At 59.7% G+C, this 17,177-nt stretch carries 13 protein-coding genes; all 13 read left to right on the top strand.

From position 1 onward, the window contains the following. Positions 1–429: 429 nt before the first annotated feature. Positions 430–1,491, top strand: a complete 1,062-nt coding sequence (locus tag A7P95_RS10900) for a phage major capsid protein (protein ID WP_067595328.1) — start codon at positions 430–432, stop codon at positions 1,489–1,491. 74 nt (positions 1,492–1,565) lie between these two features. Further along, positions 1,566–1,949 carry a hypothetical protein gene (locus tag A7P95_RS10895; RefSeq protein ID WP_067595325.1) on the top strand — a complete coding sequence of 128 codons (384 nt, stop codon included), beginning with the start codon at positions 1,566–1,568 and terminating at the stop codon, positions 1,947–1,949. Next, positions 1,933–2,610 (top strand): phage adaptor protein, encoded by a 678-nt coding sequence (locus A7P95_RS10890; protein ID WP_067595322.1) that lies wholly within the window; start codon positions 1,933–1,935, stop codon positions 2,608–2,610. The genes A7P95_RS10895 and A7P95_RS10890 overlap by 17 nt, the downstream gene beginning before the upstream one ends. Before the next feature lie 163 nt (positions 2,611–2,773). After that, a complete protein-coding gene (locus A7P95_RS10885) occupies positions 2,774–2,962 on the top strand; it encodes a hypothetical protein (RefSeq protein ID WP_067595319.1) in 189 nt (62 codons plus the stop codon). 1 nt (position 2,963) lies between these two features. Further along, positions 2,964–4,349, top strand: coding sequence for a hypothetical protein (locus tag A7P95_RS10880; RefSeq protein ID WP_067595317.1), 1,386 nt, complete (start codon positions 2,964–2,966; stop codon positions 4,347–4,349). Further along, positions 4,346–4,789, top strand: coding sequence for a GNAT family N-acetyltransferase (locus A7P95_RS10875; protein ID WP_067595315.1), 444 nt, complete (start codon positions 4,346–4,348; stop codon positions 4,787–4,789). Before A7P95_RS10880 ends, A7P95_RS10875 begins: the two co-directional genes overlap by 4 nt. A gap of 3 nt (positions 4,790–4,792) precedes the next feature. Beyond that, positions 4,793–5,470, top strand: a complete 678-nt coding sequence (locus tag A7P95_RS10870; RefSeq protein ID WP_067595312.1) for a hypothetical protein — start codon at positions 4,793–4,795, stop codon at positions 5,468–5,470. A 9-nt stretch (positions 5,471–5,479) separates the two neighbouring features. Then, positions 5,480–6,229 (top strand): hypothetical protein, encoded by a 750-nt coding sequence (locus tag A7P95_RS10865; RefSeq protein WP_067595309.1) that lies wholly within the window; start codon positions 5,480–5,482, stop codon positions 6,227–6,229. Next, a complete protein-coding gene (locus tag A7P95_RS10860; RefSeq protein ID WP_067595304.1) occupies positions 6,230–7,639 on the top strand; it encodes a hypothetical protein in 1,410 nt (469 codons plus the stop codon). It abuts the gene before it with no gap. Positions 7,640–7,696: 57 nt separating this feature from the next. Further along, positions 7,697–14,722 (top strand): MuF-C-terminal domain-containing protein, encoded by a 7,026-nt coding sequence (locus A7P95_RS10855; RefSeq protein WP_067595301.1) that lies wholly within the window; start codon positions 7,697–7,699, stop codon positions 14,720–14,722. A gap of 59 nt (positions 14,723–14,781) precedes the next feature. Further along, entirely contained in the window at positions 14,782–16,044 is a 1,263-nt protein-coding gene (locus tag A7P95_RS11865) for a hypothetical protein (protein WP_067595299.1), read from the top strand. Positions 16,045–16,047: 3 nt separating this feature from the next. Beyond that, complete coding sequence (locus tag A7P95_RS10845) at positions 16,048–16,767, top strand: hypothetical protein (protein ID WP_067595296.1); 720 nt, start codon at positions 16,048–16,050, stop codon at positions 16,765–16,767. Then, positions 16,764–17,177: hypothetical protein (locus A7P95_RS10840; protein WP_179945923.1), on the top strand; the 414-nt coding region annotated here is incomplete at its 3' end. The genes A7P95_RS10845 and A7P95_RS10840, both read left to right, overlap by 4 nt.

The raw sequence follows: 17,177 nt of genomic DNA, 5'->3' as shown, positions 1-17,177 counted from the left end.
CAACCATGCACTAATTGAAAAATTACATAAATATTCTCAAATCGCAGTGGGTGTCCACCTCCAAATGGAATTAAATCTAACCGCAATAGATTCTGGGATGCCTATTTGGGAAGGGGAATACATTGAAAGCTAGATACCCATAGGCTATACTGTGCGCTAAGTGGATTGGGGGGCTCCCTGGTCGGCGTTATGGCTCCGGTTTTCGGGGCCTTTCGCTTTTTCTAGCAGTTACTATTTCAAACCCGCCCCGCGCGGACTTTTTCAGCAGCCTTCGGGCTGCTTTTTGTTTGAATGCAACCGATTAAAACATGGGGATAATTAAGCTATCCGACCATAGGCGTAAGCACGGTTCGCCGCGTGCGTGGGCGTAGGCAGGTTCGCATCTGCATGGGCAGTCGGCTTTTTGATTGTTTGATTTGGAGATGAGCGATGTCTATTACTTCCTCAGAACTGGCCGTAGTGGGTAAGGCTGGTTTGGACTTTTATTTGAAAAACAACCCGATTGATATGGTGGACATGCAGCGCCCGCTGCTGAAACATTTGTCTGCCAAGAAAAAACCGTTTGCCGGTGCGAAAGAGCATATTGTGGAGCAAATCCGCAAGGACTACGGCAGCGCGGGGCAATGGTTTGATTCCGGCGATACGCTGCAATACGCCAAGCGCGACACGCTGGAGCAGAGCCGTTTCCCGTGGTATGAGTTTCACGATGGCATGATGCTGAACGAAGCGGAGCTGGTGGCCAACGGCATTAAGCTGGACGATTCCGGCAACGGCGGCAATATCTCCGGCGCGGAGAAAATCCAGCTGACCAACCTGTTGCAGGAAAAAATGGAGGCGTTGAAGCTGGGCGCTCAGGAGCGTTTCAGCCGCGACCTGCATTTGTCCGGCACCGGCTCAACCAAGCAGATTGTGGGCTTGGACGGTTTACTGCCTTTGGATAACGCCACCGGCAAGGCGGGCGGCCTCGACCGCGCAACCTATACTTGGTGGCGCCATTATGTGGATAAAGCCTTGGTGGCGGCCTCTTTGCAGGAGCAGATGGAGAAAGCATGGCGTGCCTGTATCCGCCGTGCGCAGGGCATGCCGAACGTGATTCTGGCCGGTGCGGACTTTATCGACGCCTACCGCAAGGCAGCGCAAAGCAACGGCACGATTGGCGCGGCCAGCCGCCAAGTAACCGATTCGGGCAAGGGCGGCGTGAGCGCGGATATGTCCACTTCCGGCCTGTATTGGAAGGGTATTCCGATTGAATACTGCCCGGAATGGGATGACAACTTTGCCGGCGCGGACACCACGCTGACCAGCTGGAGCAAACGTTGCTACTTCCTGAATATGAATCATCTCTCCCTGCGCCCGATTAGCGGCAGCGATTTCGTGACCCGCCATCCGCCACGCAGCAAAGACAACTACAACCACTACTGGGCGCTGTTGTGGCGCGGTGCGCTGACCATGAATATGCCGTCTGCGCATGCGGTGTTGGCGCTGAAATAGCGGTATGGGGCTACCTGAAAATCCTGCAACGGTTTCAGGTAGCCTGTTTCTGATTAAGCGAAAAGGATTGAACTATGCTGTTGAAGATGTTTGATGTGTTGGTGTTGCGCGGGATGGAGACGGAGATTCCGGCCACCGTGCCGCGCCATGAGGCGGAACTGCTGGCGATGATTCACGGCTCGGACGCGGTGAAGCTGCGCTCGGAAGCACCGGCCGGCGTGCTGGAGTTTGCCGATGTGCGCGATGAGCGCGAACGCCTGCGCCTGAAATACGGCCTGAAAACGGAAGATGCCTATTGGGCGGATGTGCTGTATCCGTCTGATTTGAGCTTGGGCGAGGCGATGCAGCGCGGGGCAGCTGATACCGAGCAGCCGGAAGCGCCGAAGCCGAACAAGCGCAAACGTGCGGCAGCCGAGCAGCCGGAAGCGCCGGAGGGCGGCGATGAGGCAGCAGTTTAGAACGCTGGCGCAGCTGCGCGAGAGCCTGGCGGTGTCGCTGGGCTTTGGTGCGCAGGCCGGCGTGATTGATTTGCAGATTCCGATTTTGAACCAGTTTCTGCAACAGGCGCAGGCGCAGCTGTGGCGGGAGGTGGACTGGCGCTATCTCTTGAAGAAGCACACCGAGGATTTGGGCGTGGGGCAGCGGGTGCTGGACTTGCCGGACGATGCGCCGATGGGGGTGCTGTATGGGGTATATGCCCGAGACGGGGCGGACTGGTATCAGCTGACGGCTGGCGTGCCGCGCGTGGGCGAGATACCGGAGAACGGCCTGCCGCGCTACTACGAGCAGACGGCGCGGGAGGAAGGCACGATTCAGCTGGAGTTTGAGCCGGTGCCGGATAGCGCCCCGGTGCCGATTCGGATTGAATACTATGCCGCGCCCAAGCGCTTCGAGCAGGACAACGACCGGTGCAGCGTGCCGGATGATTTGCTGCTGACGCTGGCGCTGGCGATGGCAAAAGGGCATTACCGGCAGGCGGACGTGCAGCTTTACACCGACCGCTACGCGGCGATGCTGCGGCAGGCGAAGATGGACAACTTCGGCGTGGACGGGGAGGAGCGCAAGGCGGCGTATGACCCCTATGCCGTGCCGGTGAAGCCGCATCAGATTGTGCCGTGAATAGCCGGCAGATAAGGAGGCTACCTGAAAAACAGGCGGCCTTTTTTGTTTTAACGTAACCGATTAAAAAGCTGATTTAATACGAGCCAAAGCAAAAGCCAGCAAGGGGCGGAATCCTTGCCGGCTTTCTGGTTCGACCATTTTCAGGGAAGGTGGAACATGGATGAATTTTAACCCGTTAAGCTTACTAAGTAAACTGGATATTAGCATGAATATTCAAGGCAAGATTAGCCAACAGGCGGCAGACCAGGCAGCTTTGCGGCTGGCTTGGGCGGCAAGTATTGCGCTGCTGGTGCTGGCGCTGTCTATCGGCTTCGCATTGGTGGCATGGGTGCTAGGCTGGAGGGGGTAGGATGCCGGCGATTACTTTTGACCGCTTCGATGGCGGCTTGGATGTGCGGCAGCTGGCCAGCTCGGCAGATGCGAACCGGCTCAGGATGCTGAAAAATGCCTATGTGACCACGGGGCGGACGATTCGCAAACGCCCGGGGCTGAAACGGCTGGGCAGCCTGAATTCGGGCAGCTTCGGCTTGTTCGGCGGGGTGGATGCGCTGTGGACGTTTTCGGCTTTCGGCGGCGACCACGCGCAATTCCCGCAGATTAAAAACAGCCGTATCCGCGAGCCGTATGGCAAGAATATGGTGCGGCTGGTGCATGCGGAGGTGTTCAACGGCTTCATCTATGCGGCGGTGGAATGCGAAGACGGCTCGATTGAGCATCACTATTTGGACGGCAAATATGAAACGCTGGTGCAGGATGCGAACTGCCCGCACTCAAGAAGCCTCATCAAGAAGGCAGGCAAGATGTTTGCCATCAAGAATGACGTGGTGCGATTTTCCGCCACGGGCAACGCGCGGGATTGGAGCACGCCGGACGATGCGGGCTTTTTGCCGGTGGCCTTGCAGCAGAGCGTGAACAACAAGCCGACCGCCTTGGGGGAATACCAGGGCAATCTGGTGGTGTTCTTTGAGGATTCGGCGCAGATTTGGCAGGTTGACCCCGACCCGAAAAACCACCGGCTGATTTCGACTGTGCCGATTGGCACACCCTTCCCTTACAGTCATGCGGGCATGGGCTCGGATATTTTCTTTTTGAGCCAAAACGGCTTCCGCAGCGTGGCGGTGCAGGCGTTTTCTACCAACCTGATGGACAACGACATCGGCAGCCCGATTGATGCCTTGGTGCAGCAGGATTTGAAACGGGCAATCGAGCCGAAGATGGTGTATTGGCGCGGCACGGGGCAGCTGCTGTGCTTTATGGGCGATTATGCCTATGTGTATTCCTACAGCCGCAGCAGCAAGATTTCGGCGTGGAGTATGTGGACTTTCCCGTTTGAAGTGGAGGCGGTGGCGGAATACGAAGCCAAGCTGTATCTGAGGAGCGGGGCGGACTTGTATGTGTTTGACCCGGACAGCCACTCGGATGACGGGCAGCCGATTGAGGTGGTGGCGGAGCTGCCGTATTTGGATATGCGCAAGCCCGGGGTATTGAAGCAGTTTACTGGGGTGGATGTGGCGGCGGACGGCAGCTTGGAGGTGCAGTTTGCCTTCAACCCAGCGCGGCCGGATTTGCTCACGCCGCCGATTTTCCTGCGCGGCGACACGCGACCGCTGCCGAGATTGCCGGTGGAAGTGATGGCGACCAACCTGGCTATCCGTATCGGCAACCATGACAACCAGGCTTTTGAGCTGGCTTCGGTGACGCTGTATTACGAGCTCTCGGGAGGCTACGCCGTATGATGGTGCCGCTGACTTTGGAGCTGGCGAACGTGCTGGCCTTTACTATGCGCGAGGACGATGTGCGCGAGATTATGGCGCTGCGGCGCGACGAATACCGGCACGAGTTTGCCGAGGAATGCGCCCATTGCGGCGGCTGGTGCTGTTTGGACGAGGACGGCGTGCCGGTGGCGATGGGCGGGGTGTATGAATGCTGGCCTGGTGTGGGCAACGCTTGGATGGTGGGCACGGACGATTTCGCCCGCCACGGCATTGAGATTACGCGGCAATCGAAAAAGGTATTGGCCGCCCTGCCCCATCTGCACCGGATTCAGGCGTATAGCGCGGCTTTTCATACCGTATCGCATGCCTGGCTGGAACGGCTGGGCTTTCAACGAGGCGCTACCCTGCCCAAGCTGGGCAAGGGCGGCGAAGATTTTATTGTGTTTGAGATTGTGAGGTAGCTTATGTGTGGTGGTGGCGGCGGCGGCGGCGGCAACGCCGTGCAAGACGAACAAATGCGCCAGATGCGGGCGGACGAAGCCCGGCGTGCGGCGGAGGAATTGAGGCGGCAGGAAGCGGTGGCGCACATCAACCGGCTCTACGGCATGGGCGGCGGCGCGGTGGCGGAGCACAACTTGGCCGAACGCAACGCGGCCTACGGACAGGTGCGGCAGAACAACCTGAACCTGATGATGGATGATATTGGGCGCAACCGTGATGACGCGCAACGTGCGGTGCGCTTCGGGCTGGCTCGCTCGGGCTTGGCCGGCGGCAGCGTGGACATTGACGCCAACCGGCAAATAACCGATGCCAACCAGCGCAGCATCATCCAAGCCAACCAATTGGCGGACAGCCAAGTGGCGAAGATGCGGAGCGAAGATGAAAACACCCGCGCGGATTTGATTTCACGCATCAATGCGGGCATGGACGCGGACAGCGCGGCGGCAGCGGCGGCGCAACGCATGGCGATTAACCGCCAGCAGGCGCTGAGCGAGCCTTCAAGCAAACTATTGAACAACCTGTTTGCCGGTATCGGCAATGCCTGGAACCAGTACCAATTCGCCAACGGCGCGGCCAACCCCTACGGCAATATGCAGAAATCGGTGGGCGGCTTGGGCAGCTACGGCGGACGAATCAGCTAGGAGGGGAGCATGTGTGACGGATACAGTATTGCCTATGGTGTGGCGGCGCTGGTGGGCGCGGCGGCGAGCTATGCCGGCCAGCAGCAGCAAGTGAAGGAATACAAACGCGCCAACGCGGAACAGGAAGCCTATGCCAACGCGCAGCAATACCTGGCCAACAACAAGCGGCAGGAAGAGCAGAAGATGGGCGATGAGCAGCGGCAATCGGTGCTGGATGAGGCGCAAGAGGTCGCCCCGACCCGCCGCCCGCAGATGCAGGAGGCGGAGGACAAGCAGACCGCCAGCAACGTGAACGCGCTGCAACAGGCGAACATCTTGGGGCAGGACAGCATTGCCAAAGCGGCGGAAGGCAACCAGAGCGATGAATACCTGCGCCAGCGGGCGGAATCGGCAGGGCGGCAGACCGACCGGGCAATCAAACTGGCTCGGCTGTTTGGCGCTTCGGGCGCGGGGCAGGAGGCGATGGCCAACCAGATGATGGGCTCGATTAACCACCGGCTCGACCAATCGGCGATTCAGGCACGGCGCAATGCGCTGCGCAACGGCTACGATTGGCTATTTGACAATATGGACAACGAGCGCACCAAGGCACGGGCGAAATACGACCCGGGCAAGGGCATGGGCATGCAGGCGCTTGGTGGCACGCTGATGAATATCGGCATGAGCGGGCTGGGCGGGAATATGGGCGGCGCGGCCAGCTCGATGGGTACGATGAGCACGATGAGGGCGAACAAATCGGCAGCGAAAGGGGTGTTTTAAATGGTGAAGTTTGTGATTACTGAAGAGGCGATGTCGCCGATTGCGCAGGCATTGAGCGGACAGAGCCGCATGGCCGGCGTGGCGGCGGGGCTGAAAAACCAGATGCTGGGCGTGGAGCTGGACAAGATGCGCGACGAGCGCGAACAGGCGGCACGGCAGCGGCAGATACGGGATAACCTAATCCCGAACTATATCAGGCAGCAGTTTGGCGACCTTTCGCCACGGGTGCAGAACCGTTTGGCCGAGCGCTTGGGCTGGCAGAACCCGAATCCAGAAGCCTCGCCGAATTTACTGGAAGAGTACAACGATGCGATGGCGTTGCAGAAAGCGATGAGCCAGCCGCAATGGGGGAACGCGCAACGCTATGCCGACGCCATCAACCTGAACAATGCCTATGGCGGCAGCGGGCTGGAGGCGATTCGCGGGATTGGTATTGCACAAGAAAATGCCAACAAACAACAACTTGGCGAACTGGCATTAACCGCCTACCAAAACGGGGACGTAAACCGAGCCAATCAACTGACCGCCATGCGCTCCGGGGATACTTATACCCCGTTCCGCGTAGGCAGCAACGGGGAAATCCTGAATACCGCGACCGGCGGCCAGCAATCCACGGATATGTATCGGGCTAGGGTTGACGAGGTGCAATCCCGCACCGGTTTGAACTATGCCAACACGGCATTATCCGGCGCACGGACGCAGACGGAAGGGCTGCGGCAGCAGGGCTTGGCTATCGACAACAACGGCAAGCTGGTGCGGCTAAACGAGCAGCTCAACCCGCAACAGAAACCGCCGAGCCAAGTTTACAAACCCTTGCCGGCGGCGGCGGTGGAATCGGTGTTTAATATGGATGCCAATGCCTACCAGCGTTTCCGCCAAGAGATGGCGCGAGAGGGCTACGCCGACGAAAACGAATACCTGCCGATTTACCTGCGCCAGCTTGAAGGGGCGAAAGATGTGGGCGGAGCGACCGGACGGGCGATGGGCTTGCGCCAGCTGACCCAAGCTTTACCGACCGCGCCAACTCAGACTGCGCCGAATGTGGCTGCCACCGTACCCCAGCAGCCGCAAATAGTGATGCCGATACACCCGCTGGCGGGAGCGCTGTCGCAGTATGCCTATACGCCGCAGCCGGCTAATCTGCTGCCCGCTGCCAACCTGACCGGCAGGACGACCCAATACGATACGGCGGCGGGATTATTTGGCGAACAGGGCAGCATTTCCTATGCCGACAATATGGCGATGTATGACAACATAGTGAAGAATATGGGGCTGCCGCCACTGGGGAAATCCAGCCCGCAGCAGGTGAGAGCCACGCTGACCCAGCTATATCAGAGCGGACACCTGCCGAACGGCAGCAGCGTGCCGCGCGACCATATCGAAGCGCTGGCCGCCCGCTACCTGAAATAAACGTAACCGATTAGAAGTTTGCCACAATGCCTCTGTTATCCAGCAGAGGTATTTTTTATGGGCTACGGCAGAGAAGAATTTTTGCGGCAACTGTTCCAACAACCAAACCAACAGCACACACGAAGCCAAAAACAGCAGACGGCTGCCCAGCAGTTTATGGAGCAGCTGCCGCGCAATCAGGCGGACGCTTACCGCAACAGCCCGCAGGGTATGGCGGAGATTGACGGCGTGGTGGGGATGTCGCCGACTTCGGCGCAGCTGGTGCGCTCCGTGCAGCAATGGGGCGCTTCGGGCGCGGGCGATACGGCGCGTGCCGTTATTCAAGCGCCGGAGACGGTGTGGGGCGGCCTCAAAGGCGGGGTGCATGCGCTCAACAGCGGCTTCTACCATGCGGCAGACGATTTGAGCTTTAACAGCTTGGGCACGGGCACGCTTGGCGGATGGGCGAAGGAGCAGGCCGATAAGGCACAGGCGGCACAACAGAATGCCACGCTGAACTATCAGACCGATATTGGCCGCGATGTGGGGCAAGGCTTGAACAGCTTCGGCTCGACCGCGCCGCTGACGGTGGGCGCTTTGGTGATGAAAAACCCGGCCATCATGTATGGCGGCATGGGGGCGCAGACCGGGCTGACCGAATACGGCAATGCGCGGGAAGCGGGCGTGAACCCGATTCCGGCGGCGCTGTATGCCACCACGCAGGGCGCGATTGAAGTGGGCACGGAAAAACTGCCTGCCGGCGCATTGGTGGATATGGTGAAAAGCAACCGCCCGCTGGCTGAAGCGGTGAAAGTGCCGGCACGCTATATGCTGGGCGAAGGCTTGGGCGAACAAGTCGCCACGCTGGGGCAGGACTATATGCAGGCTGCCTATCTTGATGCGCCGAAGAATGCGAACTGGCAGCGGGATTATTGGAACTCACGCGGCGAAGCGGCACGCACAACGGCGGTATCTTCGCTGGTGAGCAGCGGCGGCAACGTTGCCTTGGGCGCGGGCGGGGCATTGGTGCAACGCGGCGTGGATGCGGTGCGCACTCAGCAGAAGCCGCAGGTGCAGCGCTTTATGCAGCGGCTGGATGCGCAGAACGCGCAACCGGTGCAGCAGCCTATCCGGCAGCCTATCCAACAGCCCGCAGCGCAACCGACCAGACCGGGGCGGATGGCGAAAACGGGCAATGCGGTGACGGACACCAACAACGTTATTCAACAAGCCACGGCCAACGGGGGATTTAAAACGCGGCGCACACCGGCGGCACAGCAGGTGGTATCGGTGCAAGCGGGCAATCAGATGGTGCGCACTTATGTGATGCGCGATGGCAGCACTTATCAGCGCATCGGCGGCTCACGGGCTTGGCGCAATAATAACCCGGGCAATATTGTGTATGGCGATTTCGCCCGCCGCTACGGCGCAATCGGCCATGACCAGAACGCAGCGGGGCATACGATGGCGGTATTCCCGACCGAGGAAGCAGGCAGACGGGCGAAGGCGGCTTTGTTGTTTGAATCGCCCAAATACCGCAACCTTTCGCTGCATGATGCGATTTACCGCTATGCACCGCCGAAAGACCGCCAAGGGCGCGTAATTAACAACACCGCGGCCTACTATGCCCGCGTGCTGAATGCGGTGGGCGGGCAGAACAAACCGATGAGCCGCTACACCGCTGCCGAGCGTGAAGCGATTATGCAGCGGATGCGCGAGGTGGAAGGCTGGAAGCCGGGGAGGATTGTGGGCAATGTGGCCGCCGCTGTTTCGATACAAGGCACACCTGCCGGCAGACTGGTAAAAAACAACGGCACAGCCGAAACAGGCGGGGCGACTGAATACGCTGAGGCTTCCCCTGCCCTACCCGACCAGCAAGCCGCGTTTGACAACGGCATGGGCGACAACAGCCAAGCGATGCAGGAGATGCAGCGGGCGGCGCGGGAATCGCAGGCGGCGGCTGAAGAGATGCGGGAGCAATCCGAACGGCTGGGGCGGCAAACCAAGGTGTATCTGGACAACCAGATGCGGCAGGCGCGTTTGCAGCTGATGGAGGCGGACGAGCTGACGCCATCGGTGGCCGGCACGGATAACCAATACCGCGACCGCAGCCGGGCGGCTTCGCAGATGCAAATCAACCACATTGCGCAGAACTTGGAGCCGGAACTGCTGGGCGACAGCAAGGAGGTGGGCACGGGCGCACCGACCTTGGCGAATGACGGGCGCACCATCATCGGCGGCAACGGGCGCGTGATGGGCTTGGCGCAGGCTTACGACAACGGCAACGGCGAGGGCTACCGGCAATACCTGCTGGACCATGCGGATGAATTCGGCTTGAGCCGCGAGGAGATTGCGCGGATGAACAAGCCGGTATTGGTGCGCCAGCTGGATGAATCAGTGGATATTGCCAAGGCGGCGGTGGCTTCCAATGAAGGCGGCGGCTTGGGCATGAGCGCTTTGGAACAGGCGCGGGCGGATGCCGACCGCCTGCCGGACTTCGGCCGCTTCACGGCAGACGACAGCGGCGAACTGAACACGGCGGCGAACCGTGGCTTTATCCGCGACTTTGTGGGCGCGATGCCGCACACGGTGCGGGCGCAGATGGTGGATGCGGACGGGCGCTTGAGCCAAGACGGCGTGCGCCGCTTACGCAACGCCCTGCTCTACCGCGCCTACGGCAACAGCCCAACCTTGAGCCGCATGGTGGAGAGCACCGACCAAGGGGCGCGAAACTTGGTAAATGCGCTGGTGCAGGCTGCGCCGAAGATTGCCCAGGCACGCGACAACATCCGCGCCGGGGCGATGCACGATGCGGATATTGCCGAGGAAGTGGTGCAGGCGGCGGAGAAGCTGAACCAAATCCGCGAACAGGGCGGCAGCGTGGCCGACTACTTGGCACAACAGGGCTTGTTCGGCGAAGAGATGAACGCGGTATCGCGCGAGCTGCTGGCCTTCTTTGAGGAACACAAACGCAGCGGCAAGGCTATTGCCACGCTGCTGCGCAACTATTACGATGCCTTGGCGGCGCAGGGCAACCCGAACCAGCAGGATGTGTTCGGCGAGCAGGCCGCACCCGACAAACAGCAACTTTTGGAAAGAACGATACATGACTACGAACAAGAACACGGACGAAACGCAGACAGCGGGCAACTCTTCGAGCGGACAGACGAGCGACCCGCTGGCGAGCCTGTTTCAGAAACTGAACCGCAACCCGCAGGCCGCCGAGGCGATGAAGCAGGCGCTGGCGAAAACCAAGGTGGAACTGGGCGAGACGGAGGACAAGGCGGAAGAGTAGCGGAGGAAGATGCGCCGAAGCTGAGCCGCAGCGTATCCACGCAGGAGCAATACGAGCAGCGGATTGATGAGCTGTTTGCAGGGAAGCCAGCCAATCTGCATGGTGTGAATGTATTAAATCGTTCTGACTTGCTGGATATGCTGGGCTACGGCGATATGCCTGTGCAGCTTGACGAATCGAAGGTTGTCCGCAATCAATCCAACCATCCAGAGATGACGGCGGAACGATGGAAGGCTGTGCCTGAATGGCTGGATAATCCGGTTGCTGTGTTGAAGTCAAGAACACATGATAAACGCTTAGTCTTTATCCCCAACGAGCTGATTAATGGCGCACCAATTTATTTAGTGGTAGAGCCAGACCATAAATCGCTGCGCATTCATGTGCTGGTGAACGGATATGCGAAAGATGGCAACCCATCCCAAGCAATGCGGGATATTGAACGAGATTTGCGCAACGGCAACATTGACTATGTAAACAAAGAAATGGCTCGTGAATTCTTAGGACGTTCGGGGCTCCAATTGCCCCGCCTGCCTAATTTAAACACAAGCCGTACTAAGATTCTAACCGAAAAGAACCTGCAAGGCTACCTGAAAAACAACCCCAGCCTTTCGGTGAACCCATCCCGCAACACCACAAGCACGGCCACGCCGGAGCGGGTGGCGGAAATCCGGCAGCAGGTGGAACGCGCGGTGGGGCGGCACAATATGCGGCTGATTGACGTGCGGACTGCCGAGGAAGCCAGCCGCCCGAACGGCGCAGAGAATTTGCGCGGGGTGGAGGGCTGGTATGACCCGCAGAGCAAACGCATCACGCTGATTGCGGACAACCTGCCCAATGCGCGGACGGCACAGTTTGCCGCCTGGCACGAGCTGGGACACCGCAAAATTGACGTGGCTGGCTGGCAGCAATGGCGCGGTGTGCTGGAACAGGCGCGGCTGAACCCAACCATCAAGCAGTTGGCACAAACCATCCTGCGCCAACGCAAGGCGGCGGGCGAAACCATCAATCTGGACAGCGCCACGGAAGAGGCAGCGGTGGAGCTTTATTCCGCCATGAAGAACCGCGACTATGCGGCGCTGGAGAGCAAATACAAAGTGAACGTGCCGCTGGCGATGCGCGGCGGGCTGGCGGGCTATTTCTCGCGCTTTGCCAAACGCTTGCAGGCGGTGCTGGCGCGGGCGTTCGGTATTCAGCAGGCGGAGTTTGGCGATGGCGAGGTGTTCGAGCTGTTGCGGCGGATTGATAGGGCGGGCATGGAAGGAAGCCAGCCATCCGATAAAGCGCCGGATGATGACCACGCAGACGAAATACCGACAGCGGAGACAGCTAAGCCGGCAGAGAAATTCAGCCGCAGCGCAGCGGAGCTGACCGACAAGGCGAAGCCGGGCTGGCTGGACAGGAACGAGCTGGGCGAATGGGAGAAGGGCTTGGCGCTGTACCACGGGCTAGGCAGCTTAGTGAAGCCCGCCCTAGCCAAGCTGAAGCTGGCGAATACTGCGCCGCAGGAATTTACCGAGATGATGCGCGACTACCGCTCGCAGCTGAATGTGGCGGGAATGACAGCTTCGGAAATGGCGCAGGCCGGCGTGCAGATGACGGCGGAGGAACGCGCCCTGCTTTCGGATATTTTGGAGAAAGAGCTGCCGCCGGGGATTGAGGTGTCGCCGGAAATGCGGGAGCTGGCCGGCACCATCCGCAATCTGTTGAGCCAACAGGGCGAGCAGCTGGCAGATTTGGGCATGCTGAGCCGCGAAAGCCTGGAACGCTTTAAAGATACCTACCTGCCGCGACTGTACCGCCAGCGTACGGAGCTGTTTGGCGGCAACGATTTGGCCAAGCTGAACCGCGAATTTAACAAAGCGATGCGCGGCGGCTTGGGCAATGCGCTGGGCGGCCAGCACCTGAAGGGGCGCGGGATTTTCAAAACGGTATCACGCAGCGAACAGGCTGACTACGAGGCGCGTGGCTTCGAGCTGCGGCAGGACTTCGGCAACCAAGGCAGACACGCGGGCAAGGTGCTGATGTGGCGCGACTACACGCGGGAGGAACGCGCACAGATGGGCGAGGAGCGCGATGCGATTTTGCGCTTCACGCAGGGCTATGTGCAGACACAGGCGGATTTAGCTAAAGGCGTATTGTTCCAACGCATTGCGCAGAACGAGGAGCTGGCGAGCAAGACAGAGGTGGAAGGCTGGGAGAAAGTGCCGGACACCACCATTGCCGGCACAGGCGGCGTACACCGCTACGGGGCGTTGGCGGGGATGTATGTGCATCCGGATGTGTATTACCACCTGAAGCAGCAATTCGCCGTGCAGAATGCGGCTTTGAAGATTTGGCGGGCTTCGCTGGGCTGGTGGAAGCTGACTAAGACGGTTTATAACCCGGTGGCGCACACCAACAACGTGGTGTCCAACTTCTCGCTGCTGTTTATTGCCGGCGGTCGGATACGCGATTTACAACCGGCAGCGGCCAGCATCGTGAATAAGGATGCGCTGTACCGCGAGGCTTTGGAGCTGGGCTTGGTGGGCGAGGCGGTGGACAGCGCGGGGATACGCGAGATGTTTACCGGCCTGAACAACACGGCGGATGATGCGGTGATTACCGAGCGCTTCTTTACCCGCGTTATCAGGCGGGCGGATGAATTGAGCCGTGGTGTGGTTGGCAAGACTGCACATGCCATCAATAAGGTAACGTTCGGGGCGGCCGGAATGGCGGCGCATGCTGTGGGCAAGGTGGGCAGCGCGGGCGGCAAGGCGGTGAGGAAAACCGCTAACGTGGCGCAGGCAGCCTACCGCGTGGAAGATGAGGTATTTAAAATGGCCTTGTACCGGATGGCTCGCAGCAAGGGCTTATCCAATACCGAGGCGCGGGATTACACGCTGAACTTTTTCTTCGACTACGGCGAAGTGCCGAAAACAATCAGGATTGTTCGTGATGTTGGGGTGCTGCCGTTTGTGAGCTACACCTACAAGGCGATTCCGGCGGTGTTGCGCGGGGCATTGACTAGGCCGCACCGCTTCTTGGCGGTAACGGGGCTGATGTATGCGCTGAACGCGATGTCTTACGCCATGTTGGGCGATGATGCGGACGAGGAGGAAGAGCGCCAGTATATGCCGGAATACATGACGGGCTACACTTCTTTCGGCACGCCGAAGCTTATTCGCCTGCCGTGGAACGACAGCCAAGGCAAGCCGATGTTTATCGATGTGTATCGCTGGCTGCCGCTGGGCGATTTTGCCGACACGCAAAGCCGTACCGGCGGGGTGGATATACCGCAGTTTTTAAGACCTAGTGGCCCGTGGCTTGGTGCATACGATGCATTGCACAACAACATTGACACCTTCACCGGCGGCAAGCTGGTGCAGGACTACATGACGGAGGGCGAGAAAAACACCATCCGCGCCAAGTGGATTGCGGGGCAGATTCTGCCGGCCAGCGTGGGCATGCCCTTCTCCTACCACAGCAACAATGTGCTGGACGGGATAAAGAACCAGCTGGAAGGCACGAAAGCCGCCGAAGTGTTGGAAGATTTGGGCTGGACGGGCAAGACTTATCGCGGCGAAGATAAGCAGCTATACCGCGCGGCTTTGGGTGCGCTGGGCGTGAAGATTCGCGGCGAGAAGCCGGAGGATTTACGCGCGGCCACACAGCGCAGGCTACGCAGCCAAGAGCGGGAAATCCGCGCCGATATGGGACGCATCCGCCGCAACAACACGCTCAGCCCGCGTGCCAAGGAAGCCATGCTCGGACGGAGGCAGCAAGCATTGCAGCGGCTGTTTGAACAAATGCCCGGACGCGCGAAGGATTGAACGTAACCGATTAAAACCCCTGCCACAATACCCCTGTTGAAATAACGGGGGTATTTTTTATGGCGCAACCAAACCGCTACGAACCGCAAGTGGGCTTTGCCGAGCAAACCCGCAACAACGTGCCGGGGCGCAGCCCGATTAACGCGGGGGCATTGGACGCGGAGCTATCGGGCATTTCGCAATCCATCAACGGCATTGTGGGCAACTTGGAGCTAATCCAGCGCGACGATGGGAGCCTGAAGGATGCCACGGTGCATCTGCATGCCTTGGGCGAAACGGTGCTCAACCTGATGGGCGGCTTTAACCTGCGCGGCGAATGGCAGGCGGGGGAGAGCTATGCCGACAAGGATATTGTGGATTACCAAGGGCATTTGTTTGTGTGCATGAGGGCGAACCAAGATGCAGCCTTCACGCCCGCCAACTGGCACAGATTCGGCGAGAAAGGGGCGGAGCTGCACCAGGTGCTCCGGCAGGTGGCGCATATGCAGGCGCAAGTGCAGGAGGAAGGACGCAAGGCTTTGCAGGCGGCGGCGCAAACCCAGCAGGCGGCGGCACAAGTGAGCACGCAGGCCGGCGTGGTGGCGCAATTGGCTACGCAAGCGGAGGCTTCGGCACGCGCGGCCAAGGCGAGCGCGGACGCGGCGGAGCAATCGAGGGTGGCTGCCGAAGCCGCTGCCGCCAGCGCGGACGGCGCGGTGAATAGTGTGAGCGGCAAGCTGGCGGCGAAGCTGGATACCAGCGTTTTTGAAGAGTTTAAGAGCAAGGCGGTAACCCAGGAGGAGCTGGAAGAGAAGGTGGGCGCGGCGCAAAGCCAAGTGCCGGGCAAAATCGAACTGCTGCCCTTCCCCGCCGATGCGCTCCCCAAACGCTGGTATCACGCCAACGGCGACAAATACCACAAGGACTCGCTGCAGGGCAAAGCGTTGCTGTCTTTGCCGGAAGCCTACCGCACGGCGTTCAAGATTGCGGTGAGCGGCGACGAAGTGAATTTGCCGAATTTGTATCACGGCGACGGCAGAGGGTATTTCTTCCGCGCCTCTAAAACCTTGGGCGAGGTGCAGGGGGATGCGATTCGGAATGTGAGGGGGCGCACGGGGTATGGGAACAGAGCTTCTAGCTACAACCCTCGACAAGACTACACCCAACCCCCTTTTGTTTTAGAGGGGCTTCCGGACGGGGCAAGGCAACCTCTCATAGTCCAGGCGACTACTGGAGTGGTTAAAACTTTTGAGGTTTTCGACCTCTCCTCCGCCGTGCCCACCGCCAACGAAAACCGCCCGCTCAATATCGGCCTGACCCCGGCCATCTATTTGGGAGTGTAAACCATGCAGAACTTTTACTTTGACCCGACCGACCCGCTGCATCCCTATCTCTACAGTACGACAGCCAACCCGGACAGCTTGCCGCCGGACAATGCTTTGCGTATCGAGCCGGAGGAGCGGACTGGTTTCTGGCCGTGCGAAGCTGAAGGTAAGTGGCAATACCTGCCCGACCATCGCGGCAAAACCGCTTATCAGACCAGCGATGGCGCGGCGGTAGTGATTGAGAAGGTGGGTGAATTACCAGGCGGGCTGACATTTACTCAGCGCGAGAACGAGCATCAAACATGGGATGTTCAGGCCAAGGCGTGGGTGCTAACCAAAGCCGCCGCTTCCCAGCTGCTGGCCGAAGCCATCGACAAAGGCACGGATGCGATTAACAACCTGGTGGATGAAGCCTACCGCCACGTTACCCGCTTCCAGCCTGAGTATCTGCTGCGCGAACAACAGGCAAGGGATTACAAGGCCGGTGGCTGCAAAGGGGATACACCCGTTCAGGTAGCCGCTTTTGCCAAACCTGCCGGGAAAACCGCCTGCGAAGCGACCGACATCATCATTGCCCAAGCCGACAACCTGCGCGCGGCCATGGGCAAGCTCGGGGCGTTGCGGATGAGGAAGTTTGAATTGAAGGTGCTGAAGACTGCCGCCGAGGTGGACAAACGCGCGGCGGAAATCTTGGCTGAGATTAAACCCATATCCGACAAGCTGTGTGAGGTGGGCAAATGATTTACTTGGCTTTGTATCACGGCCACCGTGGCGGCACGGGCTGGCGCGTATGGGCGGCACGGTTTACTGATGGGCTGACTCGCATTCTTACGCGCGGGCGGTACTCACATTGTGAGCTTGCCGTCAGGCTACCTGAAACGGCAGGCGGGCAGGAATACGAGTGCTATTCCGCTAGCCTGCGTGATAAAGGTGTACGCCGCAAAATCATGCCGCTGCCATCGGCTAAGTGGGATTTAATCCCGCTGCCGGACAGTGTGGGCGGGCGGCTGCATGGTTTATGGGAGGAAACCCAAGGCCAAGGCTACGACCTGCCAGGGGCGTTCGGCGTGGTGTTCGGGCTACCTGAAAACAGGCAGCGCTGGTTTTGTTCGGAATGGGTGGGCAAGGCTTTGGGGCTGCCGGAAAGCTGG

The sequence above is a fragment of the Eikenella longinqua genome, from assembly GCF_001648355.1.
In the GTDB taxonomy this organism is placed as follows: Bacteria; Pseudomonadota; Gammaproteobacteria; order Burkholderiales; family Neisseriaceae; genus Eikenella; species Eikenella longinqua.
The sequence above is the reverse complement of the archived record's forward strand: the minus strand, read 5'-3'. Positions and strand labels throughout refer to the sequence as shown.